The 20,012-nt window shown below is 67.1% G+C and carries 17 protein-coding genes; 16 read left to right on the plus strand and 1 reads right to left on the minus strand.

All coding sequences use genetic code 11. The features are described from left to right. The first annotated feature begins 71 nt into the window (after positions 1–71). The 5 genes from VARPA_RS08215 (at position 72) to VARPA_RS08235 (ending at position 5,963) form a co-directional block, all read left to right on the plus strand. Positions 72–2,012, plus strand: a complete 1,941-nt coding sequence (locus tag VARPA_RS08215; RefSeq protein ID WP_041942822.1) for a DEAD/DEAH box helicase — start codon at positions 72–74, stop codon at positions 2,010–2,012. 214 nt (positions 2,013–2,226) lie between these two features. Beyond that, complete coding sequence (locus VARPA_RS08220) at positions 2,227–3,300, plus strand: NAD/NADP-dependent octopine/nopaline dehydrogenase family protein (protein ID WP_013540090.1); 1,074 nt, start codon at positions 2,227–2,229, stop codon at positions 3,298–3,300. Then, complete coding sequence (locus tag VARPA_RS08225) at positions 3,290–4,294, plus strand: 3-hydroxybutyryl-CoA dehydrogenase (RefSeq protein WP_013540091.1); 1,005 nt, start codon at positions 3,290–3,292, stop codon at positions 4,292–4,294. Before VARPA_RS08220 ends, VARPA_RS08225 begins: the two co-directional genes overlap by 11 nt. After that, on the plus strand, positions 4,291–5,091 hold the full coding sequence (locus tag VARPA_RS08230) for an alpha/beta fold hydrolase (protein WP_013540092.1): 801 nt from the start codon (positions 4,291–4,293) through the stop codon (positions 5,089–5,091). Before VARPA_RS08225 ends, VARPA_RS08230 begins: the two co-directional genes overlap by 4 nt. Next, entirely contained in the window at positions 5,088–5,963 is an 876-nt protein-coding gene (locus VARPA_RS08235; RefSeq protein WP_013540093.1) for a quinone oxidoreductase family protein, read from the plus strand. The genes VARPA_RS08230 and VARPA_RS08235 overlap by 4 nt, the downstream gene beginning before the upstream one ends. A gap of 6 nt (positions 5,964–5,969) precedes the next feature. Here the strand turns inward: VARPA_RS08235 and VARPA_RS08240 are convergent, their stop codons facing one another. Continuing rightward, on the minus strand, positions 5,970–6,452 hold the full coding sequence (locus tag VARPA_RS08240; protein ID WP_013540094.1) for a MarR family winged helix-turn-helix transcriptional regulator: 483 nt from the start codon (positions 6,450–6,452) through the stop codon (positions 5,970–5,972). Between the two features lie 159 nt (positions 6,453–6,611). Here VARPA_RS08240 and VARPA_RS08245 point away from each other — a divergent pair, with 159 nt between their 5' ends. Genes VARPA_RS08245 through VARPA_RS08295 form a run of 11 tightly spaced genes read left to right on the plus strand, consistent with a single transcriptional unit; the run spans position 6,612 to position 19,991 of the window. After that, positions 6,612–8,804: an indolepyruvate ferredoxin oxidoreductase subunit alpha gene (locus VARPA_RS08245; RefSeq protein WP_013540095.1), complete on the plus strand. Its 2,193-nt coding sequence runs from the start codon at positions 6,612–6,614 to the stop codon at positions 8,802–8,804. Positions 8,805–8,808: 4 nt separating this feature from the next. Then, entirely contained in the window at positions 8,809–10,320 is a 1,512-nt protein-coding gene (locus tag VARPA_RS08250) for an indolepyruvate oxidoreductase subunit beta family protein (RefSeq protein ID WP_013540096.1), read from the plus strand. A gap of 18 nt (positions 10,321–10,338) precedes the next feature. After that, complete coding sequence (locus VARPA_RS08255) at positions 10,339–11,331, plus strand: PDR/VanB family oxidoreductase (protein ID WP_013540097.1); 993 nt, start codon at positions 10,339–10,341, stop codon at positions 11,329–11,331. 19 nt (positions 11,332–11,350) lie between these two features. Further along, the gene (locus VARPA_RS08260) at positions 11,351–12,664 is read left to right on the plus strand and encodes an aromatic ring-hydroxylating dioxygenase subunit alpha (protein ID WP_013540098.1); all 1,314 of its coding nucleotides are present in this window, start codon (positions 11,351–11,353) and stop codon (positions 12,662–12,664) included. Then, positions 12,664–13,158 carry an aromatic-ring-hydroxylating dioxygenase subunit beta gene (locus VARPA_RS08265; RefSeq protein ID WP_013540099.1) on the plus strand — a complete coding sequence of 165 codons (495 nt, stop codon included), beginning with the start codon at positions 12,664–12,666 and terminating at the stop codon, positions 13,156–13,158. The genes VARPA_RS08260 and VARPA_RS08265 overlap by 1 nt, the downstream gene beginning before the upstream one ends. 7 nt (positions 13,159–13,165) lie before the next feature. After that, the gene (locus VARPA_RS08270) at positions 13,166–14,791 is read left to right on the plus strand and encodes an AMP-binding protein (protein WP_013540100.1); all 1,626 of its coding nucleotides are present in this window, start codon (positions 13,166–13,168) and stop codon (positions 14,789–14,791) included. Further along, a complete protein-coding gene (locus tag VARPA_RS08275; protein ID WP_013540101.1) occupies positions 14,788–15,960 on the plus strand; it encodes a thiolase family protein in 1,173 nt (390 codons plus the stop codon). The genes VARPA_RS08270 and VARPA_RS08275 overlap by 4 nt, the downstream gene beginning before the upstream one ends. Further along, the gene (locus VARPA_RS08280) at positions 15,957–17,210 is read left to right on the plus strand and encodes an SDR family NAD(P)-dependent oxidoreductase (protein WP_013540102.1); all 1,254 of its coding nucleotides are present in this window, start codon (positions 15,957–15,959) and stop codon (positions 17,208–17,210) included. Before VARPA_RS08275 ends, VARPA_RS08280 begins: the two co-directional genes overlap by 4 nt. A 14-nt stretch (positions 17,211–17,224) precedes the next feature. Continuing rightward, positions 17,225–18,037 (plus strand): cyclase family protein, encoded by an 813-nt coding sequence (locus VARPA_RS08285; RefSeq protein WP_013540103.1) that lies wholly within the window; start codon positions 17,225–17,227, stop codon positions 18,035–18,037. Next, positions 18,034–18,765 (plus strand): SDR family oxidoreductase, encoded by a 732-nt coding sequence (locus tag VARPA_RS08290; protein ID WP_013540104.1) that lies wholly within the window; start codon positions 18,034–18,036, stop codon positions 18,763–18,765. Before VARPA_RS08285 ends, VARPA_RS08290 begins: the two co-directional genes overlap by 4 nt. Before the next feature lie 56 nt (positions 18,766–18,821). Beyond that, positions 18,822–19,991 (plus strand): ABC transporter substrate-binding protein, encoded by a 1,170-nt coding sequence (locus tag VARPA_RS08295; RefSeq protein WP_013540105.1) that lies wholly within the window; start codon positions 18,822–18,824, stop codon positions 19,989–19,991. The last annotated feature ends 21 nt before the right edge of the window (positions 19,992–20,012 follow it).

The raw sequence follows: 20,012 nt of genomic DNA on the forward strand, positions 1-20,012 counted from the left end.
GATGGTTGATGTTTTTAACCACCAACGGGGCGCCGCCTACGGCAGCGCTCGCGTTTGAGATTGATATCTACATGACCGACGCTTTTGAAGCGCAGGGCGAGTTCGCGCCTGTGCAATCCTCTACCAACAACGAATTCACCGCCGCTGTGGACACTGTGTCCGAAGCGCCGATCCTCGAGGCGCTCGATGCAGCCGCCCCCGAGGTCGCTGCGGTCGAACAAGAGCCCAGCCTGCCCAACGGCTTCATCCGCCTGGGCCTCGCACCCGAACTGATCGCCGCCGTGGCCGACCTGGGCTTCACCCAGCCGACCACTGTGCAAGACAAGGTGATCCCGCTCGCCATGGGCGGCGAAGCCGGTCAGGACGGCAAGGCCCGTTTCGTCGACCTGATGGTCTCTAGCCAGACCGGTTCGGGCAAGACCGCAGCCTTCCTGCTGCCCGTGCTGCACACCCTCCTGAAGCGCCAGGCCGAAGCCGAAGCGGAAGCCAAGGCCGAATTCCAGCGCCTGGCCGCCGAAGCCGCTGCCCGCGGTGAAGCCGCGCCGAAGAAGCCCAAGCGCAAGGACCCGACCAACACCCGTCACTTCAAGGCTGCCACCCCCGGCGCCCTGATCCTGTGCCCGACGCGCGAACTCGCGCAGCAGGTCGCACACGACGCGATCGAACTGGTTCGCCATTGCCGCGGCCTGCGCATCGCCAACGTGGTGGGCGGCATGCCTTACCAACTGCAGATCGCCAAGCTGCAGAACGCCGACCTCGTGGTCGCCACGCCCGGCCGTCTGCTCGACCTGCAACGCTCGCAGCAACTCAAGCTCGACCAGGTCAAGTTCCTGGTGGTCGACGAAGCCGACCGCATGCTCGACCTGGGCTTCTCCGACGACCTGGCCGAAGTCAACCAGCTCACCATCGAGCGCCAGCAAACGATGATGTTCAGCGCCACCTTCGCGCCGCGCATCCAGCAACTGGCCCAGCGCGTGATGCGCGAGCCGCAGCGCGTGACCATCGACAGCCCGCAGGAAAAGCACGCCAACATCAAGCAATCGCTGTACTGGGCCGACAACAGCCAGCACAAGCGCAAGCTGCTCGATCACTGGCTGCGCGATACCAGCATCAACCAGGCAATCGTGTTCGCCAGCACGCAAGTCGAGTGCGACGGCCTCGCCAACGACCTGCAACAAGAAGGCTTCAGCGCCGTGGCGCTGCATGGTGCCCTGAGCCAGGGCCTGCGCAATCGTCGCCTGATGGCGCTGCGCCAGGGCCAGGTGCAGATCCTGGTTGCCACCGACGTAGCCGCCCGCGGCATCGACGTGCCGACCATCACCCACGTCTTCAACTTCGGCCTGCCGATGAAGGCCGAGGACTACACCCACCGCATCGGCCGCACCGGCCGTGCAGGCCGCGATGGCCTGGCCATCACGTTTGCCGAGTTCCGCGATCGCCGCAAGATCATGGACATCGAGCAATACAGCCGCCAACAGTTCAAGGCTGAAGTGGTTGCCGGCCTCGAGCCGCAACAGCGCATGCCGCAATCGCGTCCGCCGATGGGCGAATACCGCGGTGGCCGTGGCGACAACCAATCGCGCGATCGCAAGTTCGGCAACGGCGGTGCAGGCGGCGGCGGTGGCTATCGCGGCAACAACGGCGGTGGCTATGCCGGCGCCAGCGGCTTCAACGACCGCAACGCACGCGGTCCGGCCCCGAGCCAAGGTCACCAAGGCCCGCGCGGCTTCCAGGGCGGCAACAACGCCGGCTTCGGCGGCGGTCGTGATGATGGCGGCAACAACGGTGGTGGCGCGGGCTACGGCCGCAAGCCGGGCTGGGGCGACAGCGCCCCGCGCGGCGGCCAAGGCCACCACGGTGGTGGTCGCGGCGACGGCGGCTTCGCGCCCCGTGAAGGCTTCGCACCCCGCGAAGGTTTCGCGCCGCGCGGCAATGGCGCAGGCCATGGCGGCCCGGGCAAGGTGTTCGTGCCCCGCGACGCACAGAAGCGTGCGTTCAAGCCCTCGCGCTGACCCATTCCAGAGACGGCCCAGCAGCCGTCTCGCCCCAAAAGAAAGCCCGCGCTTCGCAAGAAGCGCGGGCTTTTTCATTGCGGGTTTTCGAGGGGGCCACCGTCTTGGTATTTGATTGACATCTGAATCGATGAAAAGTAATGTAATGGCGCATTGCTCCCCGGTCCGCGCCGCGGCTGCCGGTTCATCGACATCTGCTTTTCAAATTCCGAACATGAAAATTGCAATTCTTGGCGGTGGTCACGGCGCTTACGCAGCCGCAGCGGACCTGTCCGAAGCCGGTCACGAGGTGCGCCTGTGGCGTCGTGATGCCGCAGCACTCGAGCCGGTTGTGCAGGCCGGCGCGATCACGCTGAAGGATGCCGGCGGCGTACGCGAGGTGCCGCTGTCGCTCGCGACCGCCGACATCGCCGCGGCGCTCAAAGGCGCCGAGCTGATCGTCGTCCCCACGCCCGCCATCGCCCAGCACGACATCGCGCTCGCCATGGCCCCGCACCTCGTCGACGGCCAAGTCGTCTTCTTGCCGCCAGGCACCTTCGGCAGCTACGTGATGGCACGAACGGTGAAGGAGGCCGGCAACCACGCCGACGTGGCTTGGGCCGAGACCGGCACCTTGCCTTACCTCGCACGCAAGCACGGGGAGCGCGAGGTGAACGTCACCATCCGCGCGATCCGCCTGCCGACCGGCGTCTACCCGGCGCGAAAGGAGGCCGAGGCGATCGAGGTGATCCGCAAGGCCTACCCGGCAGTGCACGGCTGCGGCGATGCGCTCTCGGGCGCGCTCATGAACGCCGGCCCCGTCATCCACCCGCCGCTGATGGTGATGAACGCCGCGCCGCTGCAGCACTTCGAGCGCTGGGACATACACAACGAAGGCACCCAGCGCGCGGTGCGGGATGTGACCGACCGCCTCGACCGCGAGCGCATGGCCGTGCGCGAAGCCTTCGGGCAGGGCGCGCCGCACTATCCGCTGGCCGACCATTACAACAACGACCAGTGGATGTACGGCGACGCTCACAAGCAGCTCGTCAAGTCCGGCGACTGGCGAGAGAACATCGACCTGCACACGCATCGCTACATCACCGAAGACACAGAGCTTGGGCTGGCCTTCCTCGCCTCGGCCGCCCGCCATGCAGGCGTGGATGCGCCCATCGCTCACGGCCTGCTGGCCATCGTCGGCGGCTTTCTCGGCCGCGACCTGCGCCACGGCCCACGCACTTTCGAAAGCCTGGGCCTCGCCGAGCTGAGCGCGGCGCAGCTCAAGCAGAGGCTGCACGATGGCGAATGAGCCCGCGCGAGCCCGCTTCGCAGCCGTCGGCGCCGGCCGCATGGGGCGCGGCATCGCGATCGCGTTCGCGTATGCCGGTCACCGCGTCTCGCTAATAGACCTGCGCCCGCGCAGCGACGAGGCCTGGCAGCGCCTTCGCGAAGAAGCAAAGACGGAAATCGAAGCCAGCCTCGCTGGCCTCGCGCAACTCGGTGTGATCGATGCGGCGCAGATCGAGTGCATCGCCGCGCGCGTGGACTTCGTGAATGCCACTGCCGCCCCGCAAGCACTCGCCGCCGCCGAGTTGGTATTCGAGGGCGTCCCCGAAACCATGGAGGCCAAGCGAGAAGCCTTCGAACACCTCAACCGCCATTGCCGCGACGACGCGATCCTCACCTCGACCACCAGCAGCATCCTTGTGACGCAACTCGCGGCGCTGGTGCGGCTGCCCGAGCGCTTTCTCAACATGCACTGGCTTAACCCGGCGTATGTGATCCCCGTGGTGGAACTTAGTTGCCACCCGGGCACTGACGCCGGAGTGCTCGCACGCACGAAGGCGCTGATGGAAGGGATAGGCAAGCTGCCCGTGGTGTGCGGCGCGTCGCCCGGCTACATCGTGCCGCGCCTGCAGGCGCTGGTGATGAACGAGGCGGCCCGCATGATCGAGGAGGGCGCCGCCACCGCCGAGGAAATCGACAAGGCCACGCGCTACGGCCTCGGCCTGCGCTTCGCCGCGCTCGGCGTTGTCGAGTTCATCGACTTCGGCGGCTGCGACATCCTGCATCATGCGAGCCGCGAGATGTCCGCCTCGATCGACAAGGGCCGCTACACCGCACCGGCCATCGTCGACCGCATGGTCGCCGAGGGGCGCCTCGGTCTCAAGAGCGGCAGCGGTTTCTACGACTACGAAGGCCGCGACGTCGCCGCATACCGGCGCGACGTGCTCTCGCGCACGCTCGGCGAACTGAAGCACGCGGGCCTCTGGCGCGCGCCTGCCGACGAGACGCTGTCATGACGATCCGCCGCGCTTTTGCCGATCTGTCGGTGGGGCAGGTGCACCACGCCGCATGCGGCGACACGGATGCACCGGCCGTGCTTCTGCTGCACCAGTCGCCGCGCAGTTGGGCCGAGTACCGCGAGGTGCTTCCGCTGATCGGCGCACGCTACCGCGCTATCGCGATGGACACCGCAGGCTTCGGTGATTCTTCGGACGGCGGCGTGCCCGCGAGCATTGAGCAATGGGCTCGCGTGGCGTGCGAGTTGCTCGATGCGCTGGGTATCCAACAAGCTGATGTTGTGGGCCACCACACGGGCGGCGTCATCGCCATCGAACTGGCTGCCGCGTTTCCGAATCGCGTGCGCGGTCTGGTGCTGTCGTCCGCGCCATACACCGACGAGCCCTTTCGCATCGCGCGTGCCCAGCGGCCGCCCATCGACGAGGTCGCGCCGAGCGAAGACGGCAGCCATCTCGCCGCGCTGTGGCAAAAGCGTCAGGGCTTCTATCCGGCGGGGCGACCCGACTTGCTCGAAGCCTTTGTGCTCGATGCGCTGAAGGTCGGTCATCGCGTGGAGGAGGGCCATCGCGCCGTTGCGTCCTACCGCATGGAAGATCGCATCGGCCGAGTGACGCAACCGACACTCATCATCCGCGCCACCGATGATCCGTTTGCTGCATCGCATGCGGCCGAGCTGCAGCACCATCTGCCGCACGCGCGCATCGTCGCCATCGAAGGCGGCATGGTGCCCTTGCCGGACCAGATGCCCGAAGCCTTCGCGCAGACTGTGCTCGAGTTTCTTTCTACGTTGCCATGAAAGCGATCCGCATCCACGGTTTCGACGCAGTTCCGGTGATGGAAGAGGTGGCCGACCCCGTCGCGCGCCCTGGCCGCACCCTCGTTCGCATGCAAGCCGCCACGGTTGGCCATATCGACCGCACTGTGTGGCGTGGCAGTTTCCTGCGGCACCCGCCGCTGCCCTACACGCCGGGCGTGGAAGCCGCGGGCATCGTCATCGCGAGCGGGCGCTACGAGGTGGGGCAACGCGTGTGGCTGCGCGGCAGCGGCCTGGGTACCCTGTTCGACGGCACTTGGTGCGAGCAGATCGATGCACCCGATGAAACGCTCGGCCTCCTGCCCGATGCGGTGCCGATGGAACTCGGCGCCGCGTTCTTCTCGCCCACCACATCGGCATGGGTAGCGTTGCATGAGGTCGCGAAGCTGCAAGCTGGGGAGCAGGTCCTGGTGACGGGTGCGAGCGGCGCGGTGGGTTCTCTCGTGATGCAACTTGCGCGCGATGCAGGGTGCACGGTAACGCCGGTCGATCCGAACATTGCACCCGCCGCTGCCAGCGCCGACCTGCTCATCGATGCCGTCGGCGGCAATGTGCTCGCAGCGTCATTGCCTGCGGTGCGCCCCGGCGGACGCGCCGTGCTGATCGGCTACACCGCCGGGCCCACGCTGGAACTGGACATCGCGCACTTCCTGCAGCGCGACGTGGCGCTGCTGCCGCTCAACATGTTCAGGCGCGAGGCCGAGGGCCGTGCCGCAGCGCCCGAGTTGCTCGCCCGGTTGGCCGATGGGCGCCTGCGCCTCGACGTGCAGAGCTTCGCGCTCGCCGATGCCGCTATCGCACTCGAATGGATTGCGCAGCGCGGACATCGCGGCCGCGCGGTGCTCGTGCCCTAGGCGGCCTCACTCTTCTTCCGGTTCCTCGAGCGGCACGTGCACGTGCAGTTCGATCATTCGCCGCAGCGTCTGCTTGAGCTCTTCGGCCCGCCGCAGGCCGAAGGGTTCGAGCACGCGCCGCTCGTGCTCGCGCGCCAGTTCCATCAGGTGCTCGACGGCCTTCAGTCCCTTGCGCGTGATGCGCACCAGCGTGATGCGGCGATCACTTTCGTGGGGCAGGCGCTCCACTTGTCCGCGCGATTCCATGCGGTCCAGCAGGCGCGTCACCGTCGGCTGCTTGGTCACGGTCACCTGCGCGAGTTGGCCGATGCTGATCGGCTCGCTGCCCGCGAGCGATGCCATCACGCGCCACTCCGACACCGAGAAGCCTTGCTGTCGCGCCACCTCGTGGAACTCCGAAGAGATCAACTGGCTGGCCTGCGCCAGCAGTGCCGGCAGGTAGTCGTCGACGAAGCGATGCGATTCGCTGGGTTGGTCTTGTTCAGCCACGAAGGCACCTCGCTGCCATGCACGTCAAGCCAGCCGTGGGCACGCTGCTTGCATGTCTAGGGTAATTCATGATTGTGGATACATTCATTTGTCAACATTATAGAAAGCGTGATGTGGCAACTGAAGCGCATCCTCCCACGAGAAAGAAGAAGGACCCACATGGCTGAGCGTTCGTTCGTCGAAGAAGTCAAGAAGCTGCGGCTTTCCGGCGGAGATGTGTTTCGTGGCGAAGGCATTCTGGCGGTCACCAAGGCCTTGCTCGAATCGGGGGTTTCCTATGTAGCCGGCTACCAGGGCGCACCCATCTCGCACCTGATGGACGTGCTGGCCGACGCGCAGGACATCCTCGCCGAGCAGGGCATCCGCTTCGAGAACAGCGCGAGCGAAGCCACCGCCGCCGCCACGCTCGCCGCCTCGGTCAACTATCCGCTGCGCGGCGCCGTCACCTTCAAGGCCACCGTAGGCACCAACGTCGCCTCCGACGCGCTGGCCAACCTCGCCTCGGGCGGCGTGACCGGCGGCGCGCTCATCATCGTGGGCGAGGACTACGGCGAGGGCTCCTCGATCATGCAGGAGCGCAGCCACGCGTTCGCGATGAAGTCGCAGATCTGGCTGCTCGATCCGCGTCCCAACCTGCCGAGCATCGTCGATGCGGTGAAGACGGGTTTCGATCTCTCAGAAGCCAGCAACACACCCGTGATGCTGCAGTTGCGCATCCGCGCCTGCCACGTGCACGGCCACTTCATCGCCGGTGACAACAAGCGCGCCAAATTCACGCTGCAGGAGGCGCTGGAGAACCCGCAGCGCGACGTCAGCCGCATCGTGCTGCCGCCCGCGAGCTTCGTACACGAACAAGAGAAGGTGAAGGACCGCTGGCCCGCCGCGGTGCGCTTCATCGAGGAGCGCCGGCTCAACGAGTTCTTCTCCGAGGACGCAGACGACATCGGCATCATCGTGCAGGGCGGCAGCTACAACACGCTGCTTCGCGCCTTGGAGCGGCTCGACCTCGCCGACGTGTACGGCAACACCAAGGTGCCGCTCTACGTGATGAACGTGGCGTACCCCGTCATCGAAAGCGAAGTCATCCGCTTCTGCGAAGGCAAGCGCGCGGTGCTGATCGTGGAAGAAGGCCAGCCGAATTTCGTCGAGCAGAACCTTGCGACCATCCTGCGCCAGGCGGGCTCGACAACCGCGCTGCACGGCAAGGACATGTTGCCCGTCGCCGGCGAGTACACGTCCTCCGAACTGCTCAAGGGCGCGCGGGCTTTCTGCGAGCGTTACGAGCGACTCGCGCCGCTGCCGGTGCCCGTCCCGGTGCGCAAGGTCATCCCGCTGAAGGAAGTGGCTGCCATCGGCGTCGATGCCGCGCTCGAACCGGCCATTCCATCGTCGGCACTCGGCGATGTCGTGCACGCCCGCCCGCCGGGCTTCTGCACCGGCTGCCCCGAACGCCCGATCTTCAGCGCGATGAAGCTGGTCGAGCGCGAACTCGGCGCGCATCACGTGAGCGCCGACATCGGCTGTCATCTCTTCTCCATCCTGCCGCCTTTCAACATCGGAAACACCACGATGGGCTACGGCCTCGGCGGTGCCGGTGCGGCGGCATTGAACGCCCCTGCCGGCAAGCGCGCGATCTCGATGATGGGCGACGGCGGCTTCTGGCACAACGGCCTCACCAGCGGCGTGGCGAACGCGGTCTTCAACAAGAGCGACAACCTCACCATCGTCGTCGACAACAACTACACCTCGGCCACGGGCGGGCAGGACATCCTCTCGTCGAACGCCGTCAACAAGACACGCAGCACCGGCCACGAGATCGAGCGCGCCGTGCGCGGCGTGGGCGTCGAATGGGTGAAGACGCTGCGCCGTACCTACGACGTGGCCGGCATGCGCGACGCGCTGAAAGAAGCGCTCACCACCACGAAGAAGGGCCCCAAGGTCCTCATCGCGCAATCGGAGTGCATGCTCAACAAGCAGCGCCGCGAGAAGCCGCTGGTGCGCAAGGCCATCGCCGATGGCAAGCGCATGGTGCGCGAGAAGTTCGGCGTCGATTCCGACACCTGCACCGGCGACCACTCGTGCATCCGCCTGTCGGGCTGCCCGTCGCTCTCCATCAAGCCCAACCCCGATCCGCTGCGCACCGACCCGGTCGCGGCCGTGCTCGACAGCTGCGTGGGCTGCGGCGTGTGCGGCGAGGTCTCGCATGCCGCGGTGCTGTGCCCCTCGTTCTACAAGGCGCAGATCGTGAGCAACCCCACCGGCTGGGACAAGCTGTGCGAGCGCGTGCGTTCCGCCGTCATCGGCTGGCTGCAGCGCGGCGAAGCGCGCCGTCGCGAAACCTATGCGTTCTGAAGCGATGACGAACACCAAGGCGCAACCGATCAAGATCGCGATCCTCGCCATGGGCGGGGAGGGCGGTGGCGTGCTGGCCGACTGGATCGTGGACATGGGCGAGGCGAACGGCTATGTCGCCCAGACCACCTCGGTGCCCGGCGTGGCGCAGCGCACTGGCGCGACCATCTACTACGTCGAGCTCTATCCGGTCGCGCAAGCCGAAGCGGATGGCGGCCGGCCCGTGCTGGCGCTGATGCCATTGCCGGGCGACGTCGATGTGGTGCTCGCATCCGAACTCATGGAAGCTGGCCGCGCGGTGCAGCGCGGGCTGGTCACCAACGACCGCACCACGCTCATCGCCTCCACGCACCGCGTGTTCTCCATTGCGGAGAAGAGCGCGCTGGGCGATGGCCGCGTCGACAGCACGCAGTTGCTCGCGCACACGGCCAAGGCCGCCAAGCGCTTCATCCGCTTCGACATGGCACAAGCCGCCGAAGCCTCGGGCAGCGTGATCAGCGCCGTGCTCTTCGGCGCGCTCGCGGGCTCGGGCGTGCTGCCGTTCAGCCGCGCGCAGTTCGAAGCGACCATCGAACGCGGCGGCGTCGGCGTGAAGCCCAGTCTTAAAGCCTTCGGTGGCGCGTTCGCTCGCGCTCAAGGCGGTGACGATGGTGAGACGCCGCCTGAAGCCGCGTTGGCCACGCCCACGCCGCAACCCCGTCACCCGGCCGTGCGCGCGTTGGTCGAACGCGTGCAGCACGACTTCCCGCCCGCTGCGCAAGACTTCCTCCTCGAAGGCGTGCGCCGCCTCATCGACTACCAGGACGTGGCTTATGCCGGCCTGTACCTGGACCGGATGGCCACCATCGCCGCCTTGCCGGGAACTGGCGATCACCGTCTGCTCCGCGAAACGGCGCGGCATCTCGCCCTCTGGATGTCCTACGAAGACACCGCCCGCGTGGCGGCCCTCAAGACCCGCGCCACCCGCTTCGAGCGCGTGCGCGGCGAAGCCCGCGTGCAAGCAGGCCAAGTGCTCGCCATCAACGAATACATGCACCCGCGCCTGCAGGAAATCTGCGAAACGCTGCCGGGCGGCATCGGCCGCTGGCTCATGAATTCCTCGACGCCCAAGAAGTTTGTCGAGCGCTTCACGCAGAAAGGCCGCGTGATCCAGACCAGTTCGCTGCGCGGCTACCTGATGCTGCGCACCGTGGCCGCCATGAAGCGCTGGCGCCGTTCGACGATGCGCTACGCCGAAGAAAACCGCCGCATCGAGGAATGGCTGCAACGCATCGCCGCCACCGCCCAGCGCAATCCCGAGCTGGCGGTGGAACTCGCGCAGTGCCAGCGCCTCGTCAAGGGCTACAGCGACACGCACGAGCGCGGCATCCGCAACTACGACACGGTGATGCGCGCGGTCGAGCGCGCCGGCGCGCAGCTCGCGCCCGCCACCCTGCGCGAACTGCGCGACGCGGCGCTCGCCGACGAACACGGCCACAAGCTGCAGGCTGCGCTGGCGCAGCACGCCTTGGCTTGAAGAGACAACGGACACACCATGACCGCTCCCACCGCCACGCTCCAGCTTCGCATCGCCGAAGCGCGCGAACTCAATCCGCTGATCCGCATGCTGCGCCTGCGCGCGGAAGACGGTCGCCCGCTTCCGGGCTTCGCGGCAGGCGCGCACATCCGCGTGCAGGTGTCGCTGCCCGATGGCAAGACCGACTGGCGCCACTACTCGCTGATCAACTTCGCGACCGCGCGCAACGCGACGAACGCACCGACCGACTACGTGATCGCCGTGCGCAAGGAGGCTGAAGGCCGCGGCGGTTCGCGCTTCATGCACGAACGTTTGAAGGAAGGCGACACGCTCGCCATCGAAGCGCCGAAGAACGACTTTCCGCTGCACACCGGCCCCGGCGGCTCTGTGCTGGTCGCAGGCGGCATCGGCGTCACGCCGCTCGCCACCATGGCCGCACGCCGCCGCGCCGAAGAGGCGCCCGTGCGCATGCACTACTCCGGCCGCAGCCGCGAGTTGATGGCCTTCCTGCCTGAGCTCCAGGCGCTGCTGGGCGACGACCTGCGCGTGCATGCGGACGCCGAAGCCGGCGCCCCGCTCAACATCGATGCGCTGCTCGACAGCGTGCCCGCCGGCGATCGCCTCTACGTCTGCGGCCCCAAGGTCATGCTCGATGCCGTGCTTGCCCGCACCCAGGCACGCGGCTGGGACCACGACCGCGTGCACTTCGAGCTCTTCACCGAACCGGTCGCCGAAGAAGGTGACCAGCCCTTCGAGGTCGAGCTCGCCCAGTCGGGCCAGCGCTTCACCGTTGCGGCCGACCAGAGCATCCTCGACTGCCTCATCGACAACGGCTGCGATCCGATGTTCGACTGCAAGCGCGGCGAATGCGGCGTGTGCGCCGTGCCCGTGCTCGAAGGCGAAATCGATCATCGCGACTACGTGCTCACTGCCCGCGAGAAGGCGGAAGGCAACGTCATGCAGATCTGCATCTCGCGCGCCAAGGGTGCGCGCCTGGTGCTCGATATCTGAAGCAAGGACCACGAGAACCATGCCTTCCTACAGAGACAACCCTGACGCCGTCCGCGCGCTCGTGCAGAACGACCGCGTGCATCGCGACCTCTACACCAGCCAGGAGGTCTTCGAGCTGGAGCAGGAGCACTTCTTCGCCAACACCTGGAACTACGTCGGCCACGAAAGCCAGCTGCCCAAGCCCGGCGACTGGATCAGCAACGAGATTGCCGGCCGCCCGCTGATCGTGGTGCGCCACACCGACGGCAGCGTGCGCGCGATGATGAACCGCTGCGCCCACAAAGGCTCGCGCCTGGTGAGCGCGCCTTGCGGCAACACCGGCAAGTTCTTCCGCTGCCCGTACCACGCCTGGACCTTCAAGACCGATGGCTCGCTGCTCGCGATTCCGCTGAAGACCGGCTACGAGAACACCGCGCTGCACGAATGCGAGTCGGCCAAGGGCCTGACGACGCTCAAGCATGTGCGCAGCCACCGCGGCTTCATCTTCGTGAAGATCAACGATGCGGGCCCCGACTTCGACGAATACTTCGGCGACTCGCTGAGCTCCATCGACAACATGGCCGACCGCTCGCCTGAAGGCGAACTCGAGATCGCCGGTGGCTGCCTTCGCTTCATGCACCAGTGCAACTGGAAGATGTTCGTGGAGAACCTCAACGACACCATGCATCCGATGGTGGCGCACGAGTCCTCGGCCGGCACCGCCAAGCGCATGTGGGCCGACAAGCCGGCTGACGAACCCAAGCCCATGGCGGTCGAGCAGTTCGTGCCCTTCATGTCCGACTACAAGTTCTTCGAGGACATGGGCATCCGCACCTACGACCACGGCCACAGCTTCACGGGCGTGCACTTCAGCATCCACAGCAAGTACAAGGCGATCCCCGAATACGACGATGCCATGAAGGCGCGCTACGGCGAAGAGAAGACCGCGCAGATCCTGGGCATGGCGCGGCACAACACCGTGTACTACCCGAACCTCACGATCAAGGGCGCGATCCAGGCGATCCGCGTGGTGAAGCCGATCTCGGCCGACAAGACGCTGATCGAGAGTTGGACCTTCCGCCTGAAGGGCGCGCCGCCCGAGCTGCTGCAGCGCACCACCATGTACAACCGGCTCATCAACTCGCCGTTCTCGGTGGTGGGGCACGACGACCTGCAGGCGTATCGCGGCATGCAGGCCGGGCTGCACGCGAGCGGCAACGAATGGGTGAGCCTGCACCGCGACTACGACCCCGCCGAACTGAAGGGCGGTGAGATCACGACCGGTGGCACAAACGAGCTGCCGATGCGCAACCAGTACCGCAGCTGGGTCGAACGCATGACAGAGACGATGTGATGGCCGGCACCGACACCCGAGTCACCCGCCAGGACCTCATCGACTTCGTCGTGAACGAAGCGCACCTGCTCGACACGCGCCGCTATGAAGAGTGGAACGCGCTCTTCACCGACGACGCTTTCTACTGGGTGCCGCTCGTGCCCGATCAGGAAGACGGCCTCAATCACACCTCGCACCTCTACGAAGACAAGCTGCTGCGCGACCTGCGCATCGAGCGCCTGAAGAGCCCGCGCGCGTTTTCGCAGCAGCCGCCGAGCCGCTGCCATCATCTGCTGCAGGTGCCGGTCGTCGAGACCTTCGACGCCGAGGGCAACCGCTTCGTGGTGCGCACCAGCTTCCACTACACCGAATCGCAAGGCGACGAGCTGCAGTTCTACGTCGGCACCTTTTTTCATCACCTCACGCTTCAGGACGGCGCGCTGCGCATGACGCTCAAGCGCGTGAACCTGCTCAACTGCGACGCGGCGCTTCCTGCCGTGCAGCTTTTTATCTAAGGACGCGATGCGACACGCCACCGTCCATCAAGTTTTTTCGGCGACCGCGGCGCGCACGCCGGAGGCCGAGTTCCTGTTCACCGAATCGGTGACGGCCGCGGCCTATGGCATCGCAGCCGGCGCCATTCGCTGGGGCGAAGCCGCTGCCGAGGTCGAGCGCCTGCGCGCGGCCTATGCAGAGGCCGGCTACGGGCACGGCCATCGTGTCGGCTTGCTGCTGGAGAACCGGCCCGCGTTCCTCTTCCACTGGTTCGCGCTCAATGCCCTCGGCGTGAGCGTGGTGCCGATCAACGCCGAGATGCGATCGGCCGAGCTGGTCTACCTGATCGGCCACAGCGAAATCGGCCTCGCCGTGACGCTGCCCGAACGCGCGAACGACTTGCGCGCAGCCGCGGCACAAGCTGGCGTGACCTTCGAGACGATGGGGCCGGGCGACGCAGTGCCGAGCGCAAGGACTACCGCGCCGCGTGCTAGCGAGCCCATCGGTGTCGACACCGAATGCGGCCTGCTCTACACCTCGGGCACGACCGGGCGCCCCAAGGGTTGCATCCTGAGCAACGCCTACTTCCTGCGCGCGGGCGAGTGGTATGCCGCGCTCGACGGCGTGTGCAGCATCCGCCCTGATACCGAACGCGTCATCACGCCGCTGCCGCTCAATCACATGAACGCGATGGCGTTCTCCACCATGGTGGTGCTGGTGGCGGGCGGCTGCCTGGTGCAGCTCGACCGCTTCCATCCGAAGACGTGGCTCGCCAGCGCGCGCGAAAGCGGCGCGACCATCGTTCATTACCTCGGCGTGATGCCGGCGATGCTGCTCTCTGCCTCGCCCTCCGCCGCCGACCGCGACCACGCGATCCGCTGGGGCTTCGGTGCCGGCGTGGACCGCAAGAACCATGCGTCCTTCGAGGAGCGATTCGGCTTCCCGCTGGTCGAGGCCTGGGCCATGACCGAGACCGGTGCGGCCGCCTGCATCATGGCCAACCGCGAGCCGCGCCTGGTGGGCACAAGCTGCTTCGGCCGGCAGGAAGACTTCGTGCAGATCCGCCTCGTGGGCGAAGACGGCAGCGATGTTGGCACCGATGCGCCGGGCGAGTTGCTCGTGCGCTCGGCCGGTGACGACCCGAAGCGCTGGTTCTTCTCCGGCTACCTCAAGGACGAGGAAGCCACGCGCGAAGCCTGGGCCGATGGCTGGTTCCACACCGGCGACCTCGTGCGCCGCGACGCCGAGGGCAATTTCTTCTTCGTCGACCGCAAGAAGAACGTGATCCGCCGCAGCGGCGAAAACATCTCGGCCGTCGAGGTCGAGAGCGTGCTCAACCAGCATCCCGCCGTGAAGACCTCGGCCGTGGCCGCCACGCCGGACGCGGTGCGCGGCGACGAGGTGCTGGCCTGCATCGTGATGCGCGAGGATGCCGATGCATCGCAGCGCGAGCAGGTCGCAGCCAGCATCGTGCAGCACGCGCTCGCGCAGCTGGCCTATTACAAGGCGCCGGGCTACGTCGCCTTCGTCGATGCGCTGCCGCTCACGCCCTCCCAGAAGATCCAGCGCGGGCAACTGCGCGAGATGGCGCATTCGCTGCCGGGGCAGGGCCATTGCATCGACACCCGGTCGATGAAGAAGAGGCAAGCATGAGTCGCAACCGGCTTTCCTACGAAGGCGTCGCGGTGGCCGTGCCCATCACGGTGCCCTACGTGCGCTACTCCACGCACACCGCGCATTGGTTCATCGGGCAGGCCGTGCAGGCGCTGGTCGAAGCCAGCGGCGTCGCCAAGGAAGAGATCGACGGCCTGTGCCTCAGCAGCTTCTCGCTCGCGCCCGACACGGCTGTGGGCGTGACGCAGCATCTTGGAATGTCGCCGCGCTGGCTCGACCATGTACCTACCGGCGGCGCCTCGGGCGTGATGTGCCTGCGCCGCGCCGCGCGCGCCGTGCAGGCGGGCGATGCCGACATCGTCGCCTGCGTGGGCGCCGACACCAACCACGTCGATTCCTTCCGCCAGACGCTCGGCAGCTTCAGCAACTTCGCACGCGATGCGAGCTACCCCTACGGCTCGGGCGGGCCGAACTCGATCTTCGCGTTCATCACCGCCAACTACATGCGTACCTACGGCGCGAAGCGCGAGGACTTCGGCCGCATCTGCGTGGACCAGCGCACCAACGCGCTCGGCAACCCCAATGCGATGTTCAAGAAGGGCCTCACGCTCGACGAGTACATGGCGGCGCGGCCCATCTCCGATCCGATCCATCTCTTCGATTGCGTGATGCCCTGCGCAGGCGCCGACGCCTTCCTCGTGATGAGCGAGGAGCGCGCCCGCGACCTGGGCCTGCCGCATGCGGTGATCCGCGGCGCCATCGAGCGCCACAACGCCTACGCCGAAGACCCGGTGATGGTGCAGGGCGGCTGGCGCAAGGACCGCGACGACCTCTATGCGCAGGCCGGCATGCAGCCCGCCGCGCTCGACTTCGTGCAGACCTACGACGACTACCCCGTCATTGTGATGATGCAGTTCGAGGACCTGGGCTTCTGCGAGAAGGGCGAGGGCTCGGCTTTCGTGCAGTCGCACACCATGACCTTCGACGGCAGCTTTCCCAACAACACGAGCGGCGGGCAACTCTCGGCGGGGCAGGCGGGGGCGGCGGGTGGTTTCCTCGGCATGGTCGAGGCGATCCGCCAGTTGACCGATCAAGCCGGACCGCGCGCGGTGCCCGACGCACAACTCGGCCTTGTTGCCGGCTTCGGGATGGTGACCTACGACCGCTGCCTGTGTACCGGCGCGGTCATCCTGGGGAGACCCGCATGACGATGCCCCTGATGCGCCCCCCGCGCAAGAACCCGGTGCTGCGCACCCGGCAGATGAACCTGCCGCCCGGCGCGCGCGGCCGCGTCGCGCTCGGCCTCACGGCCGCCGCCGCCGAAGGCCGCTTCGAACTGCAGACCTGCGAAGACTGCGGCACCGTGCAGTATCCGCCGCGCGAGGTCTGCCACAAGTGCCTGTCTGCTGCACTGCGCTGGCGCGCGCAGAGCGGCGAGGGCGAGCTGCTGGGCAGCACCACGCTGCACCACAGCAACGACCTGTTCTTCCGCGAGCGGCTGCCCTGGCGGCTGGGCCTGGTGCACCTGGATGCCGGCCCCACGCTCATGGTCCACCTGCACGGCGAGGTCGGTGATGCGCCCACGCGCGTGCGCGTAGGCGCCCGGCTCGACCGCGCGGGCCAGGCCGTTCTCATTGGTTTTCCGAATGAAGGGAGTGCCCATATGGCCGACGACAAGATGCTGCGTGAAATGACCAGCGACCCCAAGTTCCGCAAGGCGCTGGTGACCGACGGCAAGACCGAGACCGGCCAGGCCATCGTGTGCGCGCTGGTGAAGGCGGGCGCCGACATCGTCTGGGTCGGCCACGCCGAACCCTGGAAGAAGATGGGCGACGGGCTGGACGACATCTCGGCGCTGCCGCAGGTCACGCTGGTTCCTCTCGATCTCACCAACGGCCGGCAGGTGACCGAGCTTGCGGGCTCCATCGGCGGCAAGGTCGACATCGTCATCAACAACGCCGAGGTGCACCGCACCTTCGGCATCGGCGCGCGGCGCGGCACCGACGTGGCCAAGGCTGAGATGGACATCAACTACTTCGGCCTGCTGCGCCTCGCGCAGGAGTTCGGGCCTGCGCTCAAGGGCCGCTCGGCCGATGGCGCGACCGGCGCGACCGCATGGGTCAACCTGCTGTCGATCTACGCGCTCAGCAACTTTCCGCCGCACGGCACATTCAGTGCCTCGAAGGCGGCGGCGCATTCGCTCGCGCAATGCCTTCGCGCCGAGATGCGGCCGGCCGGCATCCGCGTGATCAACGTGTTCCCCGGCCCCATCGACGACGAATGGAACCAGCACACGCCGCCGCCCAAGCTGGCGCCCACCGCTCTGGCGAACGCCATCGTGAAGGCGCTGCGCGACGGCGTCGAAGACGTCTATCCCGGCGACGTCGCGCAGGAGTGGCTGGAGCGCTGGCGCGACAACCCGAAGGTGCTCGAACGCGAGCTGGCCGCAGGCGGCTGAAGAAGGAACCCACGATGACGACAACCACCGAACTGATGTCCGCCGCCGAAATCCTCGGCGGCCTCGTGACCGCCATGGCGAGCGGCCGCATCCGCGTGATCGACCTCACGCAGACGCTCACGCCCGAATTCCCGCAGATCGCACTGCCGCCCGAGATGGGCCAGTGCTGGCCCTTCCGCATCGAGGAAGTGTCGAAGTACGACGAGCGCGGTCCGGCCTGGTACTGGAACAACTTCTCCTGCGGCGAGCACACCGGCACGCACTTCGATGCACCGATCCACTGGATATCCGGACGCGACCTGCCGAACAATTCGGTCGACACCATCCCCGTGCAGAACTTCGTCGCGCCGGCCTGCGTGATCGACTGCTCGGCCGATGTGCAATCGAATGACGACTACCTGCTGAGCGTCGCCGACATCGAGCGCTACGAAGCCGCGCACGGCCGCATCCCGAAGGGTGCGTGGGTGCTGATGCGCACCGACTGGTCCAAGCGCAGCGACCCCGAGGCGTATCAGAACTTCGACGAGACGGGCCAGCACACCCCCGGCCCGAGCACCGAGGCCGTTCGCTTCCTGGTGGAGCAGCGCGACGTGCTGGGTTTCGGCTCGGAGGCCATCGGCACCGACGCGGGACAGGGCTATCACCTGCGGCCGCCGTACCCGTGCCACTACTACATGCACGGCGCGGGACGCTATGGCCTGCAGTGCCTGAGCAACCTCGACCTGCTGCCGCCCGCGGGTGCGGTGCTGATTTGCCCGCCGCTGAAGATCGAGAAGGGCAGCGGCAGTCCGCTGCGCGTGCTGGCACTCGTGGGAGCGCAGGCATGACCACGCAGCCCAAGGTCGCGGCCGTCACCGGCGGCAGCGCCGGCATCGGGAAGGCGATATGCGAAGACCTGCTCGCACAGGGCTACGAGGTGGTGTCGCTCGCGCGCCGCAAGGCAGAGATCGACCATCCGAAACTGCACAGCCTGGAGGTCGACCTGAGCGACCGCGCCGCCACGGGCGAGGCGGTGCGCGAACTGGTCGAGCGCTTTGCGCCGACCACCATCGTGCACAACGCCGGCGTCATCCGCGCAGCGTTGCTGCCGGAGGTGAAGCTCGACGACCTCGATGCGCTGGTCGACCTGCACCTGGGCTGCGCAATCCAGCTCGTGCAGGGCGCACTGCCCGCGATGCGCGCGCAGCGCTTCGGCCGCGTCGTGCTGCTGTCGTCGCGCGCGGCGCTGGGCCTCGCGACCCGCACCAGTTACTCCGCGACCAAGGCCGGCATGCTGGGCATGGCCCGCACCTGGGCACTCGAACTCGCGGCGGACGGCATCACGGTGAACGTCGTGGCGCCGGGCCCGATTCGCACCGACATGTTCTACGACGTCGTCGAAGCCGGCAGCGAGAAGGAACGCGCGCTCGCGGCCTCCGTGCCCGTCAAGCGCCTGGGCGAATCGGCCGATGTGGCACGCGCCGTGCGTTTCTTTGCCGACCCTGACAACAGCTTCGTCACCGGCCAGGTGCTCTACGTCTGCGGCGGCACCAGCGTCGGCAGCCTGGCCCTCTAGTTTTCAGTGTCAGTCCGTCCGTTTCATTCAAAAACATCACCTCCTGGAGCATCGCCATGAAAGTCCTGAACCGATTCCGTGCCCTCGCAAGCATTGCCGTGGGCCTCGGCGCCCTGAGTGCCGTGGCGGGCGCCTGGGCGGCCGATCTCAAGGTCGGGTTCATCACCTCGCTCTCGGGGCCGGTCTCGTCGCTCGGCATTCCCTATGAAAAGGGCATGAAGGCCGCGCTCGCCTACAAGGCGGACCTGGGCGGCCGCAAGATCCAGATGGTGCAGCTCGACGACGCGTCGGACCCGTCCACGGCCGCACGCAACGCCCGCAAGATGATCGACGAGGACAAGGTCGACGTCATCATCGGCACCGCGGGATCGCCCGGTGCGCTGGCCATCGCCGGCGTGGCGCGCGAGACGAAGACGCCGCTGATCTCCATCGCCAATGCCAACCTGCCGGGCGAAGAGGGCGCGTGGATGGTCACGCTGCCGCAGCCTGCGCCGCTGATGGTGAGCGCGGTGGTCGAGCGCATGAAGAAATCGGGCGTGAAGACGGTCGGCTACATCGGCTTTTCCGACGCCTGGGGCGACCTGGTGTACGACGCGCTGCAGAAGAGCGCGGAGCCGGCTGGCATCAAGATCGTGTCGAACGAGCGCTATGCGCGCGCCGATTCGTCGGTGACCGGGCAGGTGCTCAAGATCGTGGCGCTGCGCCCCGATGCAGTAATCACCGGCACCTCGGGCACGCCCGGCGCGCTGCCTTACCTGGCGCTCGCGGAGCGCGGCTACAAGGGCCAGATCTACGGCATGCATGCGCTCATCAACCCCGACTTCGTGCGCGTGGGCGGTGCTGCCGTCGAAGGCCTGCTCGCACCCACCGGCCCGGTGATCGTGGCCGAGCAGTTGCCCAACGACAACCCGATCCGCAAGGTGTCGATGGACTTCCGCGCCGCCTACCAGAAGGCCAACGGCGCACCGCCGACCGATGCCTTCTCGGCCTACACCTTCGACGCCTGGCTGCTGTACCTCGATGCGGCCCAGCGTGCGCTTGCCACCAAGGCCGAGCCGGGCACGCCGCAGTTCCGCCTTGCCCTGCGCGATGCCATCGTGAGTACCAAGGAGCTGGTGGGCACGCACAGCGTCTACAACTTCAAGCCGACCGATCGCTATGGGTCGGACGAACGCTCGCGTGTCGTCGTGAAGCTGGAAAAGGGTCAATGGAAGCTGGTTCCCTGATTCAACGCGCACCACACACCA

It is taken from the genome of Variovorax paradoxus EPS, assembly GCF_000184745.1.
Classification (GTDB): Bacteria; Pseudomonadota; Gammaproteobacteria; order Burkholderiales; family Burkholderiaceae_C; genus Variovorax; species Variovorax paradoxus_C.

Excerpts from the sequence above, each read along its gene's own strand:
- VARPA_RS08260 (WP_013540098.1), top strand. The coding sequence starts at position 11,351 with ATGCCTTCCTACAGAGACAACCCTGACGCCGTCCGCGCGCTCGTGCAG.
- VARPA_RS08220 (WP_013540090.1), top strand. The coding sequence starts at position 2,227 with ATGAAAATTGCAATTCTTGGCGGTGGTCACGGCGCTTACGCAGCCGCA.
- VARPA_RS08255 (WP_013540097.1), top strand. The coding sequence starts at position 10,339 with ATGACCGCTCCCACCGCCACGCTCCAGCTTCGCATCGCCGAAGCGCGC.
- VARPA_RS08225 (WP_013540091.1), top strand. The coding sequence starts at position 3,290 with ATGGCGAATGAGCCCGCGCGAGCCCGCTTCGCAGCCGTCGGCGCCGGC.
- VARPA_RS08265 (WP_013540099.1), top strand. The coding sequence starts at position 12,664 with ATGGCCGGCACCGACACCCGAGTCACCCGCCAGGACCTCATCGACTTC.
- VARPA_RS08230 (WP_013540092.1), top strand. The coding sequence starts at position 4,291 with ATGACGATCCGCCGCGCTTTTGCCGATCTGTCGGTGGGGCAGGTGCAC.
- VARPA_RS08270 (WP_013540100.1), top strand. The coding sequence starts at position 13,166 with ATGCGACACGCCACCGTCCATCAAGTTTTTTCGGCGACCGCGGCGCGC.
- VARPA_RS08295 (WP_013540105.1), top strand. The coding sequence starts at position 18,822 with ATGAAAGTCCTGAACCGATTCCGTGCCCTCGCAAGCATTGCCGTGGGC.
- VARPA_RS08280 (WP_013540102.1), top strand. The coding sequence starts at position 15,957 with ATGACGATGCCCCTGATGCGCCCCCCGCGCAAGAACCCGGTGCTGCGC.
- VARPA_RS08275 (WP_013540101.1), top strand. The coding sequence starts at position 14,788 with ATGAGTCGCAACCGGCTTTCCTACGAAGGCGTCGCGGTGGCCGTGCCC.
- VARPA_RS08245 (WP_013540095.1), top strand. The coding sequence starts at position 6,612 with ATGGCTGAGCGTTCGTTCGTCGAAGAAGTCAAGAAGCTGCGGCTTTCC.
- VARPA_RS08290 (WP_013540104.1), top strand. The coding sequence starts at position 18,034 with ATGACCACGCAGCCCAAGGTCGCGGCCGTCACCGGCGGCAGCGCCGGC.
- VARPA_RS08235 (WP_013540093.1), top strand. The coding sequence starts at position 5,088 with ATGAAAGCGATCCGCATCCACGGTTTCGACGCAGTTCCGGTGATGGAA.
- VARPA_RS08285 (WP_013540103.1), top strand. The coding sequence starts at position 17,225 with ATGACGACAACCACCGAACTGATGTCCGCCGCCGAAATCCTCGGCGGC.
- VARPA_RS08250 (WP_013540096.1), top strand. The coding sequence starts at position 8,809 with ATGACGAACACCAAGGCGCAACCGATCAAGATCGCGATCCTCGCCATG.
- VARPA_RS08215 (WP_041942822.1), top strand. The coding sequence starts at position 72 with ATGACCGACGCTTTTGAAGCGCAGGGCGAGTTCGCGCCTGTGCAATCC.